Source organism: Pseudomonas sp. NPDC089752 (assembly GCF_044748725.1).
Taxonomy (GTDB): Bacteria; Pseudomonadota; Gammaproteobacteria; order Pseudomonadales; family Pseudomonadaceae; genus Aquipseudomonas.
In genome coordinates, this window is the sequence record NZ_JBIVGP010000004.1 from 417,132 (window position 1) to 431,043 (window position 13,912).

Below are 13,912 nucleotides of genomic sequence, written 5' to 3' on the forward strand. Positions count from 1 at the left end.
TCAGTCTTCCTTCAGCCTTTGTCGCCAGAGAATGCGCTGGGGCGCTTGTGCTTGAGCGGCCGGGACGGCATAGACCGTTTCCAGCACCTGCCTTGCCGCTAGCTGCCGGCTAACGGCCGTGACGCGGTACAGCGTGACCGGCTCACCCTCCGGCATGTGAAGGGCACGCGTGCTTACGCCCAGATTTTGCAGTTGAAAGAAGCCGGCATTGCTGGCTTGCCATTGCCCTTCCAGTTCATGGGGGCGCGCAGGTGGCAGGCAGAGCTGACACAAGGCTGGCGGAGCACGTAGCACTTCGTCCTCAGCGGCCTGCAATGTGGCCTCTGCCTGCTCGAAGGCTTGCAAGCCGTCGCGCAAGTGGCCACTCATGCGTGTCTCCACCAGCGCATCACGCAGTGCGGATGCCGCCAGCAGGCCAAGCAACAGGCTCAGGACCAGCGCCAGCAGAAGTACCACGCCACGCTGACGCTTCACGGTCGGGCCTGCGGGTTGCGGACTGCCACGCTGAGGTCGTAGTGCTGCTCGATATCCAACGTCGGCTCGTACAACGTCAGTGCGATATCGACCCGCCCGCCTTCAAGCGTTTGCACGTGCTCGAAACGTAGCTCGCGCACATGGTCGATCAGCGGCTGGGAGCGGTCCCTCCCTCGCTTGAAATACAGCGTGGTCCCCGAGAGTCGATAGATATGTCGGCTAACCGCATACGACAAAAGTCGGTCATTGCTTTTGTCCAGGCTCTCGCCAACCAGCACGTCGCGGATGCAGTCCGTTTGCAACATCCATTCCGGCGCCCCGGCGTATCCGGGAAGCTCCGCCACAGTCAGGGTCAGGTTGGTTGAGCGTACTTGCAAAGGCTGGGCAAAGGCATCGCGCGAGGCGGAATCCTTGAAGTCACTCGGCTTCAGGCGCAAGCAACCGAACATGCCGGTCATGCGGATATCCTGGGCGATGCGCAGCAACACCAGCCGGGCGTCTGCCTGCATGAGCAGCGCCGCGCCCTGCAACCGCCAGCTCTGGTGGGCGGAAACGAAAAGCCGGCTGGCGGCCGTGAGCAGCATCAGCCCAATAGCAAGCGCCAGCATGGCTTCGATCAGACCAAAGCCTCTGTGCCTGCGCCTCATGGCTGGCGCACCGTGCCGGCAGCCCTGGCTCGCTCATTCAGGGTGTGCGCGGCCAGCGCCCCTTGTACCTCACGATGCGCCGCGTCAGTGGCTTGCAGTGCCTGGATCTGCAAAGCCGCTGCGGCGAACATTCCCGCACTGACCACGCCCACGGCCAACAATACTTCCAGGAGCGTCATGCCCCGCTGCCTTGCGTGCATCCCTGCACCTCCTGCGACTTTTCCCGCGATGGTTTGAAACCTGGCCGACTGGACCTCTTGTCCGGCGAGCCTGAAGCTAAGCCAAGCACTTCCAGGGAGGAATGCACGGTGAAGCAACAGGGTGTAACACTCATACAAATGATGTTTGCGCTGGCCATGGCAACGTTACTGACACAGCTCGGCCTGCCGGCCTACGCAAGGCTCAGCGATGACCTACACAAAGCAGCTGTGGCTCGCGACCTGGCCCAGACGCTGCGCAGCGCACGCAGCCATGCCGTATTGCAAGGTCAGCCAGTGCTGGTGCAATCGTTGGATAAGGATTGGGGAAAAGGGTGGCGGGTGATGCTGGAACATAATCAGCGAGTACTGCGTGAACAGCGTCTCCCACGGCCAGTGAACATCGCGGCCAATACCGGAGGGCAAATCAGGTTCAGTGCGCTGGGCACACCGTGGAACGGGTTTGGTGGCAGGCTGGAGGTCTGCGAAAAAAAAGCCGGCCCAAGCCTTTATCGCGTGGTGCTGGCAAGCAGCGGCAGGATCAGCCTGCGCACAGACGAGATGAAAGGCTCCCTGTGCGCAGACTCCTGATCAGATCAGCGAGCGGACCCGCAGCTCTTTGGGCATGGAAAACGTGATGTTCTCCGGGCGCCCATCCAGCTCTTCGGCGCCGGTGGCGCCCCAGGCCTTGAGCTGGTCGATCACGCCACGCACCAGCACTTCGGGTGCCGAAGCGCCAGCGGTGATGCCGATGCGTGCCGCCTGATCGAACCAGCCGCGCTGCATGTCTTCGGCGCCATCGATCAGATAGGCCGGGGTACCCATGCGCTCGGCCAACTCACGCAGGCGGTTGGAGTTGGAACTGTTGGGGCTGCCCACCACCAGTACCACGTCGCATTCGCCGGCCAGTTGCTTGACTGCGTCCTGACGGTTCTGGGTGGCGTAGCAGATGTCGTCCTTGCGCGGGCCACCGATGTTCGGGAAGCGTGCGCGCAGGGCGTCGATGACACGGCTGGTGTCATCCATCGACAACGTGGTCTGGGTGACGAAGGCCAGGTGGTCCGGGTCGCGCACTTCCAGCTTGGCGACATCGTCCTCGTCTTCGACCAGATAGATGGCGCCGCCGTTGCTGGCGTCGTACTGGCCCATGGTGCCTTCGACTTCCGGGTGCCCTTCATGGCCGATGAGAATGCACTCACGGCCATCACGGCTGTACTTGGCGACCTCGATATGCACCTTGGTCACCAGTGGGCAAGTGGCGTCGAACACCTTCAGGCCACGGCCGGCGGCCTCCTGGCGCACGGCCTGGGAAACACCGTGGGCACTGAAGATGACGATGACGTCGTCGGGCACCTGGTCCAGCTCTTCGACGAAGATGGCGCCACGGTTGCGCAGGTCTTCCACCACGAACTTGTTGTGCACCACTTCATGGCGCACATAGATCGGCGGGCCGAAGACTTCCAGCGCACGGTTGACGATCTCGATCGCCCGGTCGACCCCGGCGCAGAAGCCGCGAGGGTTGGCGAGTTTGATTTGCATGCTCGGCTCCAGGCTTACAGGGCCTTCACCTCGAGGATCTCCACCTCGAAGGTCAGGGTCTTGCCAGCCAGTGGGTGATTGAAGTCGATGGTTACCTGGTCATCGTCGAATGCTTTGACCACACCCGGCAGCTCGGTGTTGGCGGCATCGTTGAAGATGATCAGCAGCCCCTCGGACAGCTCCATGCCCTCGAAGTTGGACCTCGGCATGACCTGCACATTCTGTGGGTTGGGCTGGCCGAAGGCATTCTCCGGCGCTACGACCACTGTACGCTTGTCGCCGGCCTTGAAGCCGAACAACGCGCTTTCGAAGCCAGGCAGCAGGTTGCCGTCGCCGACCTTGAAGGTGGCCGGGGCCTTGTCGAAGGTGCTGTCGACGGTGTCGCCGTTTTCCAGGTGCAGCGCGAAGTGCAGGGTGACTTCGGTGTTCTGGCCGATACGGGTGTCAGTCATGGACCGCGTCCTCCGTCTTCTTGCTCTTGAACATGTCCAGCGCCAGCATTACCGCGCCAACGGTGATGGCGCTGTCAGCGATATTGAAGGCTGGGAAGTAATGGGTGTTCTTCCAATGCACCAGGATGAAGTCGACCACATGGCCAAGCACGACGCGATCGTACAGGTTGCCAATGGCCCCACCCAGCACCAGGGCCAGCGCTACCGCCAGCCAGGTCTCGTTGCGCCCCAGGCGCTTGAGCCAGACCACCAGCACCGCACTGACCGCCACGGCGATCAGGGCGAACAGCCAGCGCTGCCAACCGGCGCCATCGGCGAGGAAGCTGAAAGCGGCGCCAGTGTTATAGGCCAGCGTCCAGCTGAAGTAGTCAGGGATGACGACGATCTGCTGGTACATGGTCAGCGCGTTGTTGAAATACAGCTTGGTGGCCTGGTCGAGGACCAGGACCAGCAAGCTCAGCCACAGCCAGGGAAGGCGCCCGAAGCGCCCTGCCGAAGGGTTAGGCATAGTGGCGCACCTCACCGGAACCGCTCAGGTTGTCGACGCAACGGCTGCAGATTTCCGGGTGCTCCGGGTGGCTGCCAACGTCGGCACGGAAGTGCCAGCAACGGCCGCACTTGGCGTGGCCGGACTTGACCACTTTCAGCTTGAGACCTTCGACTTCGGTGGCCACGGCTTCAGCCGGCGCCTGAGCGAATGGCACCACGCTGGCAGCGGAGGTGATCAGCACGAAGCGCAGCTCATCGCCCAGCTTGGCCAGGTCGGCGCTCAGGCCTTCTTCGGCGAACAGGGTGACTTCAGCCTGCAGGTTGCCGCCGATGACCTTGGCAGTCCGCTGGTTTTCCAGCTCTTTGTTGACCGCAGCCTTGACTGCCATCACGCGATCCCAGTAGGCACGGTCGAGCTCGGTGCCTTCCGGCAGTTCGCTCAGGCCCTGGTACCAGCCGTTGAGCATCACCGACTCGTTGCGCTCGCCCGGCAGGTACTGCCAGATTTCGTCGGCGGTGAAAGCCAGGATCGGCGCGATCCAGCGCACCAGTGCCTCGCTGATGTGGTACAGCGCGGTCTGGCAGGAACGACGGGCGACACTGTTGGCGCCGGTGGTGTATTGGCGGTCCTTGATGATGTCGAGGTAGAAGCCACCCAGCTCCTGCACGCAGAAGTTGTGGATCTTCGAGTAGACGTTCCAGAAACGGTATTCGCCGTAGTGCTCTTCCAGCTCGCGCTGCAGCAGCAGGGCACGGTCCACCGCCCAGCGGTCCAGGGCGATCATCTCTTCCGGCTTCAGCAGGTCATGAGCCGGGTCGAAGCCGGACAGGTTGGAGAGCAGGAAGCGCGCGGTGTTGCGGATACGGCGGTAGGCGTCGGCGCTGCGCTGCAGGATCTGCTCGGAAACGGCCATTTCACCGGAATAGTCGGTGGCCGAGACCCACAGGCGCAGGATGTCGGCACCCAGGGTGTTGTTGACCTTCTCCGGCTCGATGGTGTTGCCCAGCGACTTGGACATCTTGCGGCCGTTCTCGTCCACGGTGAAACCGTGAGTCAGCAGCTCGCGGTACGGCGCGTGGTTGTCGATGGCGCAACCGGTCAGCAGCGACGAGTGGAACCAGCCGCGGTGCTGGTCGGAACCTTCCAGGTAGAGGTCGGCGCGCGGGCCGGTGGCGTGGCCGATGTTGTGCGAGCCACGCAGCACGTGCCAGTGGGTAGTGCCCGAGTCGAACCAGACGTCCAGGGTGTCGCTGATCTTGTCGTACTGGCCGGCTTCGTCACCGAGCAGTTCGGCGGCGTCCAGCTTGAACCAGGCCTCGATGCCTTCCTGTTCGACGCGCTTGGCCACGGCTTCCATCAGCTCGACGGTACGCGGGTGCAGCTCGCCAGTCTGCTTGTGCAGGAAGAACGGAATCGGCACGCCCCAATTGCGCTGACGCGAGATGCACCAGTCTGGGCGGTTGGCGATCATCGAGTGCAGGCGCGCCTGGCCCCAGGCCGGGACGAAGGTGGTGTCTTCGATGGCCTTGAGCGCGCGTTCACGCAGCGGCTCGCCGGTGGTTGGCTGCTTGTCCATGCCGACGAACCACTGCGCGGTGGCGCGGTAGATCAGCGGGGTCTTGTGGCGCCAGCAGTGCATGTAGCTGTGGCTGATGGTTTCGGTGTGCATCAGCGCACCGACTTCGCTCAGCTTGTCGACGATGGCCGGGTTGGCCTTCCAGATGAACTGGCCGCCGAAGAAGTCCAGCGATTCGACATACACGCCGTTGCTCTGCACCGGGGTAAGGATGTCGTCGTTGACCATGCCGTAGCGCTTGCAGGTGACGAAGTCGTCTTCACCGTAGGCAGGCGCGGAGTGAACCACACCCGTACCGGCGCCCAGTTCGACGTAGTCGGCCAGGTAGATCGGCGACAGGCGGTCGTAGAACGGGTGGCGGAAGTTGATCAGCTCCAGGGCCGAACCCTGGGCGGTAGCGATGACCGAGCCTTCCAGGTTGTAGCGCTTGAGGCAGGCCTCGACCAGCTCTTCGGCCAGCACCAGCAGACGCTCGCCGGTATCGACCAGGGCGTACTTGAACTCCGGGTGGATGTTCAGCGCCTGGTTGGCGGGGATGGTCCACGGGGTGGTGGTCCAGATCACGATGGCGGCGGGCTTGGCCAGCGAGGCCAGGCCGAATGCGGCGGCCAGCTTGTCGGCGTCGGCCACCGGGAAGGCCACGTCGATGGTCTGCGATTTCTTGTCGGCGTACTCGACTTCGGCTTCGGCCAAGGCCGAACCGCAGTCGAAGCACCAGTTAACAGGCTTGAGGCCCTTGAACACGAAACCTTGCTTGACCATTTCGGCCAGGGCGCGGATTTCACCGGCCTCGTTGACGAAGTTCATGGTCTTGTACGGGTTGTCCCAGTCGCCCAGCACACCCAGGCGGATGAACTCGGTCTTCTGCCCTTCGATCTGCTCGGCGGCGTACTCACGGCACAGTTCGCGGGTGCGGTCGGCGGTCAGGTGCTTGCCATGGGTGACTTCGACCTTGTGCTCGATCGGCAGACCGTGGCAGTCCCAGCCCGGCACGTAGGGCGCGTCGAAGCCCGACAGGGTCTTGGAACGGACGATCATGTCCTTGAGAATCTTGTTCAGCGCATGACCGATGTGGATCTTGCCGTTGGCATAGGGCGGGCCGTCGTGCAGGACGAACTTCGGACGATCCTTGCCAATTTCGCGCAGCTTCTGGTACAGGCCAATGCTGTCCCAGCGCTGCAGAATTTGCGGTTCGCGCTGAGGCAGGCCGGCCTTCATGGGGAAGGCGGTGTCCGGAAGGTTAAGCGTGGCTTTGTAGTCGGTCATTTCAGGCTCTTGGTTAGCGGTTGAGCGTGCCAATGTGCACGTGCGGCGGCGATATCCGCATCGATCGCCGACTTCAGCGCCTCCAGGGAGGCGAATCGCTGCTCTTCACGCAGCTTGTGGTGGAATTCCACCGTCAGGCGCCGGCCATACAGATCGCCGGCATAGTCCAGTAGATGTATCTCGAGGTGCGGGCGGCCGTCACCGGCCACCGTCGGGCGCACCCCGATGTTGCCAACGCCCGGCCAGGCCTTGCCGTCGATTTCGATGCTGGCCAGGTAGACCCCGGACAGCGGCACGCGGCGGCGCTTGAGCTGGATGTTGGCGGTGGGCGTGCCGAGCTGACGGGCCAGCTTCTGGCCGTGCAGCACGCGCCCGGTGATGCGATACGGGCGGCCCAGCAGGTGCTCGGCGAGTTCGAAGTTGCCCTCGGACAACGCCTTGCGCACTTCGGTGCTGCTGACCCGCAGGCCATCCTGGATCACCGTGTTGGCGGCTTCGACGGTGAAGCCGTATTGCTTGCCAGCCTCGATCAGGAAGGCGAAATCGCCAGCGCGGTCGCAACCGAAGCGGAAGTCGTCGCCTACTTCGAGGTGGCGCACGCCGAGGCCGTCGACCAGGATCGTTTTGACGAATTCATCGGCGCTGAGTTTGCTCAGGCGCTGGTTGAAGGCCAGGCACAGGACCCGGTCGACACCTTCGCCAGCTAGCAGCTCGACCTTGTCACGCAAGCGCGCCAGGCGAGCAGGCGCGGTGTCCGGGGCGAAATATTCGCGCGGCTGCGGCTCGAAGATCACCACGCACGTCGGCAGGCCCAATTCATGGCCGCGCTCGCGCAGGCGCGCCAGGATCGCCTGGTGGCCACGATGAACCCCGTCGAAGTTGCCAATGGTGGCGACACAGCCCCGATGCTCGGGGCGCAGGTTGTGAAGACCTCGAACCAGCTGCATAACGCGCTTCTTGCTCATAAAGTGGCCGATTATAACCACACCCGGGCGTTGGTGACAGGCAACAGCGCCAGGGTGCGGCGTGGAAGAGGAAAAACCGACGTTTGACCCGCCCTCTACATCAATGCAGGGCCTTGCGGGCGAAATGCCGAGGCCTGAAGCCGCACAGGTAGAGGCAACCAAAATAGGTCACGATACCGGCCGCGATCAACGCGCCCAGGCGCATGAATCGCTGCAGCATGTTGCCTTGTTCCCAGGCCGGCAGGTAGTGCATGCCCACCAGCAGCACCGCCACCATCAAGGTCACTGCCAGCACCAGCTTGAGCAGGAACATGGTCCAGCCCGGCTGCGGCTGGAACAACTGCTTGCTGCGCAGCTTCCAGAACAGCAGCCCGGCATTGAGGCAGGCGCCCAGGCTGATCGCCAAAGCAAGGCCAGCGTGTTGCAGAGGGCCGACCAGGGCCAGGTTGAACAGCTGGGTGCAGACCAGGGTGAAGATCGCGATGCGCACAGGCGTACGGATATTCTGCTGCGCATAGAAGCCCGGTGCCAGCACCTTGACCAGAATGATTGCCAGCAGGCCTACCGAATAGGCGATCAGCGCGCGCTGGGTCATCGCTGCATCGAAGGCGCTGAACTTGCCGTACTGGAACAGCGCAACAGTCAGTGGCTCGGCCAGGACCGCCAGGGCCAGGGTGCACGGCAATACCAGCAGGAAGCACAGGCGCAAGCCCCAATCGAGGATCCGCGAATACTCCTCGCGGTCCTTGTTGGCGTAGGTCTTGGCCAGGGTCGGCAGCAGGATGGTGCCCAACGCTACGCCGAGCACACCCGAAGGCAGTTCCATCAGGCGGTCGGCGTAGTACATCCACGACACCGAGCCGGCCACCAGGAAGGAGGCGAAGATGGTGTTGATGATCAGCGAAATCTGGCTGACCGAAACGCCGAGAATGGCCGGCAGCATCTGCTTGAGCACCCGCCACACGCCACTGTCACGCAAGTTCAGGTGCGGCAGCACGAGCATGCCGATCTTCTTCAGCGCCGGCAGCTGGTACAGCAACTGCGCCAGACCACCGGCCAGCACGCCCCAGGCCAGCGCCATGATCGGCGGGTCGAAATACGGCGTGAGCAGCACGGCGAAGATGATCATCGCCACGTTGAGCAGGGTCGGGGTGAAGGCCGGGACCGAGAAGCGGTTCCAGGTATTGAGGATCGCGCCGACCAGGGACGACAGCGAGATCAGCAATATATAAGGAAAGGTCACCCGTAGCAGGTCGGTGGTCAGCTGGTATTGCTCGGCATTGTCGACAAAACCCGGCGCGGTGGCCCATACCACCCAGGGGGCAGCGAAGACGCCAATCACCGTGACCAGGGCCAGGACCAGCGTCAGCAGGCCGCTGACATAAGCGATGAAGGTACGCGTCGCCTCTTCGCCCTGCTGGGTCTTGTATTCGGCCAGGATCGGCACGAACGCCTGGGAAAATGCGCCCTCGGCAAAAATCCGCCGCAGCAGATTGGGTAGCTTGAAGGCGATGAAAAAGGCGTCGGTGGCCACGCCGGCGCCAAAAACACGGGCCAGGATGGTGTCACGCACGAAGCCCAGCACCCGGGAAACCATGGTGATGGAGCTGACTGCAGCCAAGGATTTGAGCAGGTTCATCGAAAAGATTCACGCCAAGGGCAAAGGACGCTGCCAGACAGCGACCGAATGTGCGATACTCCCGCGCCTTCGCAGGGGAGCCAAAAATTCCCGAGTTTACAGGTCGTGCAGCAGAAAGGAATATTTCCCTCCTGTTGGTGCGCCGCTCGGCGGAACCTTGCAGGTGGCCTTGACATCCGATCCAGTCATCGGCATGATTCGCGGCCTATTTTGTTTGCTATTTACCTAAAGTCTTTCGAGGAGCTCGACGGTGGCCAACACACCTTCCGCCAAGAAACGTGCAAAACAGGCTGAGAAGCGTCGCAGCCACAACGCCAGCCTGCGTTCCATGGTCCGCACCTACATCAAGAATGTAGTTAAAGCCATCGACGCAAAAGACGCCGAAAAAGCGCAAGCCGCTTACGTTCTGGCTGTACCAGTAATCGACCGTATGGCCGACAAAGGTATCATCCACAAGAACAAAGCTGCTCGCCACAAAGGCCGTCTGAATGGCCACATCAAGGCGCTGAAAGAAGCTGCAGCCGCCTAAGCGACGCTTTAGTCGAAAAACCGACCCTAGGGTCGGTTTTTTATTGCCTGCGATTTATGACGGGCGCGTACGGTAGTTAAAAAAAGGGGTTGCACCTGGCAACCCCTCTGATCCATTACTTGGCGATCTGAATCTTTGGCGCCCACTGCAGCCAGGCATCTTCCGGCTTGTCGAACAAGGCAAAGGTCTGTTGCGGCCGCGCCGGATTGCCCATCTGCTCACCGTCAGGGGTGGCGAACGCAATGCCGCCATCGATGAGCGTCTCCAACGACTCGGTACGCACAGTAGCGCCCTTGAACAGTCCCCAGTCAAAACCGAAACCGCTGCTGTTCCAGAACCGGCTGCCGCCACGCACCAAAGCTGCGTAGCGTGGCTCGATCAGGATATGGATCAGTACGCGGTCCGCGGTCTGGCCGAGCTCGAAACCGGTTACCTTGCCTACCGCCACTTCCCGGTAGGTGACCGGCACACCCGGCTTGATCGACCCACGCCGGGGCGCGCTGAGGGTCAGCGGCAGGCCAACTTCCTCACCTTTGACTTCAGGCGCATCGGCCAGGGCGATGAAATCGCGCTGCGGGCCTTTGTCCTTCACTGCAGGCAATACCTCCAGATATTGCCCGCCGATCAGCGTATCAAGGTTCTCGGTGCGCACCAGGCCAAGTGCCGGCTTGACCACCCAGAAGTGCGTCCCGGCCCGTGCGATGCGATCTGCCGCTTCGGTGATCCGTGCACGCAGCAGCACCGCTTGCAGGTCTTTGGTCAGGTCGACACTTTCGACACTGCCCACATCCAGCCCGCGGAAACGGATCGGCGTACCTGGCTTGAGCCCGTCGGCGCGGTCCACACGGATGGTGATCAGCGTACCGGCGCGGTTCACCGCCTCCTGGCTGTCATGCAGGCGGAAGCGCGGAATATGGCGCTTGAGCGCCACGTTCGGCGTGGGCGTATCGAAGGCGATACCGCCCGCCATGAGGGTCTGCAGCGATTCGCTCTTGATCTTGATGCCTGAGAGGCCGCCCGTGAGGGTAATGCCGCTGACATTCCAGAAACGCGAGGAACCGTTGACCAGATTCTCGTATTCCTTCTCGATGTGCACGCCGATCAGGATGCGATTGCTGTTGCGGGCGAACTGGTAGCTCTGCACGCTACCCACCTTGACCTGGCGGTACATTACCGGGCTGCCGACCTCCAGCGAACCGAGGGTATCGGCGAACAGCACCATGTGCAGGCCTGGCGCCTTGAGGTCCAGTGGCGGCGCCTTGGCCCGCGCCTCGAATTCGCGCTGAGGCGTGGCGCCCTTGTCACCCGGGCGAATGGCGATGTAGTTACCCTTGACCAGGGCTTCCAGGCCGGTGATACCTGCCAGGGAGATGGAAGGTTTGACCACCCAGAACTGCGTACCGTCGACCAGATAATCTTCAGTCAGCGGGTCCAGGGTCAGTTCGGCCATGGCACTGCCGAGGTTATCTTCCATCTTGAGGGTTTTCAGCGATCCGACCTGAATACCTTTGTACATGACCGGCGTGCGACCTGCCTGCAGGCCCTCGTAGTCACTCAGCTTGACCTTGACACGGATACCCGCCTGGGCGGCGTCGAAATCTTCATACAGACGGAACGGCAGGCCCGGGTCGGTAGGCGGGCTGTCCTTGCGATGTTCCGGCGTGGCGAAGGCGATGCCGCCTGCAACGATGCTGGACAACGACTCGCTGCGCACCTTCACCCCAGACAGGTCTGCGTCGATGCTGATGCCACTGGCATTCCAGAAACGCGTGTGTTTGCGCACCAGGCTGGCGTAGGCCGGCTCGATGAACACTTTGACCTCGACGGTGCTCTGGTCTTCGGACAGGCGATAGCTCTTGACCCGGCCAACCTGGATCTGCTTGTAGAAAATTGGGCTGTCACGATTGAGCGAGCCCAGGCGGTCGGCCTTGAGGGTCAGATGCAGGCCCGGTTCGCTGTCGGAAAGCGGTGGCGCCACCTTCAACGCGGTAAAGCGCTTGGTCCGCTCTCCTTCGCCCGGACTCACCGCAATGTAGTTACCCGACACCAATGTTTCAAGACCGGAAATACCAGCCAGCGTGACACTCGGTTTGACCAGCCAGAAGCGCGTCCCCTTGGTCAGGTGGGGCTCTGCGGCCTTGTTCATCTCGATAGTGGCGATCACCCCCTGCTTCTCACCTTGAGCATCAAGCACCAGGCTCTTCACCTTGCCGACCGGCATGCCTTTGTAGATCACCTCGGTCTTGTTGGCGACGATACCTTCACCGCTTTCGAAACGAACTTCGATCTCCACACCGGCATCGCGGTAGGCCTGCCAGGCCAACCAGCCGCCGATCATCAGCGCGATCAGCGGCAGAATCCAGATGGCAGACCAATTGGAAGCAGGACGGGTCTTAGCCGTTGGCATGTCACTCATGGTCGTCATCCGACTCCGTGTTATCCCAGATCAGTCGGGGATCGAAAGTTAAAGCAGCGAGCATCGTGAGAATCACCACAGTAGCGAAGGCGACAGCGCCCAGGTTGGCTTCGACACTGGCGATGCGGCCAAAATTCACCACGGCCACGAGGATGGCGATGACGAAGATGTCCAGCATTGACCAGCGACCAATGAATTCGATGAAGCGGTACATGAAGATGCGTTGCCGCGCCGACAATGGCTGACGGCGCTGCACCGAATACAGCAGCAGACCGATGCCAACCAGTTTGAAGGTGGGCACCAGGATACTGGCGATGAATACCACCGCAGCAATCGGCACCATGCCGTGCTTGAGCAAGGTAATGACACCGGACATGATGGTGTCCGGGCTTCCCTTCCCCAGCGTGCTGACCGTCATGATCGGCAGCATATTGGCAGGTATGTACAGAATCGAGGCGGCAATCAGCAGCGCCCACGTCCGTATGATGCTGTTGGGCCGCCTTGCGTGCACAATGGCGCCGCAGCGCGTACAGGTCTGGGAGTCACTGTCGGGCTCATGCCGATTCAGTTCATGACATTCATTGCAGACCAGGATGCCTGCATCAATCGCCCGCATGGAGATCCTCCCCCGACAACGCGCTCCAAATCTGGTGTGGCGACATCACCACTTCGAGCCACACCTGAATCAGCAACAGACTGATGAAGCAGAACAGGCCCAGGCCTACGGTCAACTCAGCCAGGTCGACCAGCTTGACGATCGCGACCAGCACACCCATGAAATAGACCTCGAGCATGCCCCAGTCACGCAAGTGGTGATAGATGCGGTAAAACAGCAGGCCATAACTGCGCCCTATGTTGAGGCGGATGCTTAGCAGCACCAACAGCTGGCACATCAGTTTGAGGAACGGGATCGCCATGCTACAGAGGAATACCACGACGGCGACGCCGCGCATTTCCGAGTTGTACAGCCCCACCACGCCACTCCAGACCGTATCGTCTGAAGTCTGCCCAAGCAGATGCAACTGCATGATCGGTAGAAAGTTGGCAGGCACGAACAACAGCAGTGCCGTCAGCACCAACGCAAGGCTGCGATTAACCACGTTATGCCGGTGAGCGTACAGCTCATAGCCACAGCGCGGGCACAGGGCTTTTTCGTCGTGCTGCAGTTGTGGCTTGCGCATGAGCAGGTCGCATTCGTGACAGGCGACCAGCTCTTCGAGCGGCAACTGCTCTAACGCTTGGGTTTCGACTGGGTTGGGCATCTCGAGGTTCTGAATAGGTACGTCGGCTCTATTCTAGTGTTCCAGCTCGAAATGTGGGAGTCGACTTTCCGGCAAAAGGAGCTCAAGAAAGACAAAACCCCTACCTGCTCGCGCAGATAGGGGTTTTGCGAAATGAATCTTGACGATGACCTACTCTCACATGGGGAAACCCCACACTACCATCGGCGATGCATCGTTTCACTGCTGAGTTCGGGATGGGATCAGGTGGTTCCAATGCTCTATGGTCGTCAAGAAATTCTGTAGCCAGAATGTCCAGATGGACAGCCCAGCGAATTCGGATATGCGATATTTGTGGTTCGTCGCGAACTTTCGGTTCGTTTCGTCTTCACCACCACAATCTGCGCAGCAGATTGCTTGGGTGTTATATGGTCAAGCCTCACGGGCAATTAGTATTGGTTAGCTCAACGCCTCACAGCGCTTACACACCCAACCTATCAAC

At 61.4% G+C, this 13,912-nt stretch carries 14 protein-coding genes and 2 rRNA genes; 2 read left to right on the forward strand and 14 right to left on the reverse strand.

The genetic code is table 11. The features are described from left to right. The 3 genes from ACIPZF_RS09350 to ACIPZF_RS09360 are packed head-to-tail and all read right to left on the reverse strand — an operon-like array spanning position 1 to position 1,321. Entirely contained in the window at positions 1–474 is a 474-nt protein-coding gene (locus ACIPZF_RS09350; protein WP_400798030.1) for a hypothetical protein, read from the reverse strand. Continuing rightward, positions 471–1,121 (reverse strand): PilW family protein, encoded by a 651-nt coding sequence (locus ACIPZF_RS09355; protein WP_400798033.1) that lies wholly within the window; start codon positions 1,119–1,121, stop codon positions 471–473. The genes ACIPZF_RS09350 and ACIPZF_RS09355 overlap by 4 nt, the downstream gene beginning before the upstream one ends. Then, entirely contained in the window at positions 1,118–1,321 is a 204-nt protein-coding gene (locus tag ACIPZF_RS09360; RefSeq protein WP_400798036.1) for a prepilin-type N-terminal cleavage/methylation domain-containing protein, read from the reverse strand. The genes ACIPZF_RS09355 and ACIPZF_RS09360 overlap by 4 nt, the downstream gene beginning before the upstream one ends. Before the next feature lie 108 nt (positions 1,322–1,429). On the opposite strand from ACIPZF_RS09360, the gene ACIPZF_RS09365 reads away from it, so the two are divergent. After that, entirely contained in the window at positions 1,430–1,909 is a 480-nt protein-coding gene (locus ACIPZF_RS09365) for a GspH/FimT family pseudopilin (protein ID WP_400798039.1), read from the forward strand. On the opposite strand, the gene ispH is transcribed toward ACIPZF_RS09365, so the two are convergent. The 6 genes from ispH to murJ all read right to left on the reverse strand — a co-directional run bounded on the left by ispH (position 1,910) and on the right by murJ (position 9,245). Further along, positions 1,910–2,857, reverse strand: coding sequence for a 4-hydroxy-3-methylbut-2-enyl diphosphate reductase (gene ispH, locus ACIPZF_RS09370; RefSeq protein WP_400798041.1), 948 nt, complete (start codon positions 2,855–2,857; stop codon positions 1,910–1,912). It lies immediately after the preceding gene. Between the two features lie 14 nt (positions 2,858–2,871). After that, positions 2,872–3,309, reverse strand: coding sequence for an FKBP-type peptidyl-prolyl cis-trans isomerase (fkpB, locus tag ACIPZF_RS09375; protein WP_012270371.1), 438 nt, complete (start codon positions 3,307–3,309; stop codon positions 2,872–2,874). Beyond that, on the reverse strand, positions 3,302–3,817 hold the full coding sequence (gene lspA / locus ACIPZF_RS09380) for a signal peptidase II (RefSeq protein WP_400798044.1): 516 nt from the start codon (positions 3,815–3,817) through the stop codon (positions 3,302–3,304). The genes fkpB and lspA overlap by 8 nt, the downstream gene beginning before the upstream one ends. Continuing rightward, complete coding sequence (gene ileS, locus ACIPZF_RS09385) at positions 3,810–6,641, reverse strand: isoleucine--tRNA ligase (protein ID WP_400798047.1); 2,832 nt, start codon at positions 6,639–6,641, stop codon at positions 3,810–3,812. The genes lspA and ileS overlap by 8 nt, the downstream gene beginning before the upstream one ends. Next, positions 6,638–7,588 (reverse strand): bifunctional riboflavin kinase/FAD synthetase, encoded by a 951-nt coding sequence (ribF, locus tag ACIPZF_RS09390; protein WP_400798050.1) that lies wholly within the window; start codon positions 7,586–7,588, stop codon positions 6,638–6,640. Before ribF ends, ileS begins: the two co-directional genes overlap by 4 nt. A 118-nt stretch (positions 7,589–7,706) precedes the next feature. Further along, positions 7,707–9,245, reverse strand: a complete 1,539-nt coding sequence (gene murJ / locus ACIPZF_RS09395) for a murein biosynthesis integral membrane protein MurJ (protein WP_400798052.1) — start codon at positions 9,243–9,245, stop codon at positions 7,707–7,709. 250 nt (positions 9,246–9,495) lie between these two features. Here murJ and rpsT point away from each other — a divergent pair, with 250 nt between their 5' ends. Next, positions 9,496–9,774, forward strand: coding sequence for a 30S ribosomal protein S20 (rpsT, locus tag ACIPZF_RS09400; protein WP_003247625.1), 279 nt, complete (start codon positions 9,496–9,498; stop codon positions 9,772–9,774). A gap of 115 nt (positions 9,775–9,889) precedes the next feature. Here the strand turns inward: rpsT and ACIPZF_RS09405 are convergent, their stop codons facing one another. The 5 genes from ACIPZF_RS09405 to ACIPZF_RS09425 all read right to left on the reverse strand — a co-directional run. Then, positions 9,890–12,190 carry an MlaD family protein gene (locus ACIPZF_RS09405; RefSeq protein ID WP_400798055.1) on the reverse strand — a complete coding sequence of 767 codons (2,301 nt, stop codon included), beginning with the start codon at positions 12,188–12,190 and terminating at the stop codon, positions 9,890–9,892. Then, on the reverse strand, positions 12,183–12,806 hold the full coding sequence (locus ACIPZF_RS09410) for a paraquat-inducible protein A (RefSeq protein WP_400798057.1): 624 nt from the start codon (positions 12,804–12,806) through the stop codon (positions 12,183–12,185). The genes ACIPZF_RS09405 and ACIPZF_RS09410 overlap by 8 nt, the downstream gene beginning before the upstream one ends. Beyond that, positions 12,793–13,452: a paraquat-inducible protein A gene (locus ACIPZF_RS09415; protein WP_400798060.1), complete on the reverse strand. Its 660-nt coding sequence runs from the start codon at positions 13,450–13,452 to the stop codon at positions 12,793–12,795. The genes ACIPZF_RS09410 and ACIPZF_RS09415 overlap by 14 nt, the downstream gene beginning before the upstream one ends. Before the next feature lie 137 nt (positions 13,453–13,589). After that, positions 13,590–13,705: ribosomal RNA gene (rrf, locus tag ACIPZF_RS09420) — 5S ribosomal RNA — on the reverse strand. A 133-nt stretch (positions 13,706–13,838) separates the two neighbouring features. Continuing rightward, a 23S ribosomal RNA gene (locus ACIPZF_RS09425) occupies positions 13,839–13,912 on the reverse strand; the annotation flags it as partial.

What these genes read in the sequence shown, in the direction of transcription:
- ispH (WP_400798041.1), bottom strand. Translation starts at nt 2,857, where the DNA reads ATGCAAATCAAACTCGCCAACCCTCGCGGCTTCTGCGCCGGGGTCGAC.
- murJ (WP_400798052.1), bottom strand. Translation starts at nt 9,245, where the DNA reads ATGAACCTGCTCAAATCCTTGGCTGCAGTCAGCTCCATCACCATGGTT.
- ACIPZF_RS09355 (WP_400798033.1), bottom strand. Translation starts at nt 1,121, where the DNA reads ATGAGGCGCAGGCACAGAGGCTTTGGTCTGATCGAAGCCATGCTGGCG.
- ileS (WP_400798047.1), bottom strand. Translation starts at nt 6,641, where the DNA reads ATGACCGACTACAAAGCCACGCTTAACCTTCCGGACACCGCCTTCCCC.
- ribF (WP_400798050.1), bottom strand. Translation starts at nt 7,588, where the DNA reads ATGCAGCTGGTTCGAGGTCTTCACAACCTGCGCCCCGAGCATCGGGGC.
- ACIPZF_RS09410 (WP_400798057.1), bottom strand. Translation starts at nt 12,806, where the DNA reads ATGCGGGCGATTGATGCAGGCATCCTGGTCTGCAATGAATGTCATGAA.
- ACIPZF_RS09405 (WP_400798055.1), bottom strand. Translation starts at nt 12,190, where the DNA reads ATGAGTGACATGCCAACGGCTAAGACCCGTCCTGCTTCCAATTGGTCT.
- ACIPZF_RS09360 (WP_400798036.1), bottom strand. Translation starts at nt 1,321, where the DNA reads ATGCACGCAAGGCAGCGGGGCATGACGCTCCTGGAAGTATTGTTGGCC.
- lspA (WP_400798044.1), bottom strand. Translation starts at nt 3,817, where the DNA reads ATGCCTAACCCTTCGGCAGGGCGCTTCGGGCGCCTTCCCTGGCTGTGG.
- ACIPZF_RS09415 (WP_400798060.1), bottom strand. Translation starts at nt 13,452, where the DNA reads ATGCCCAACCCAGTCGAAACCCAAGCGTTAGAGCAGTTGCCGCTCGAA.
- fkpB (WP_012270371.1), bottom strand. Translation starts at nt 3,309, where the DNA reads ATGACTGACACCCGTATCGGCCAGAACACCGAAGTCACCCTGCACTTC.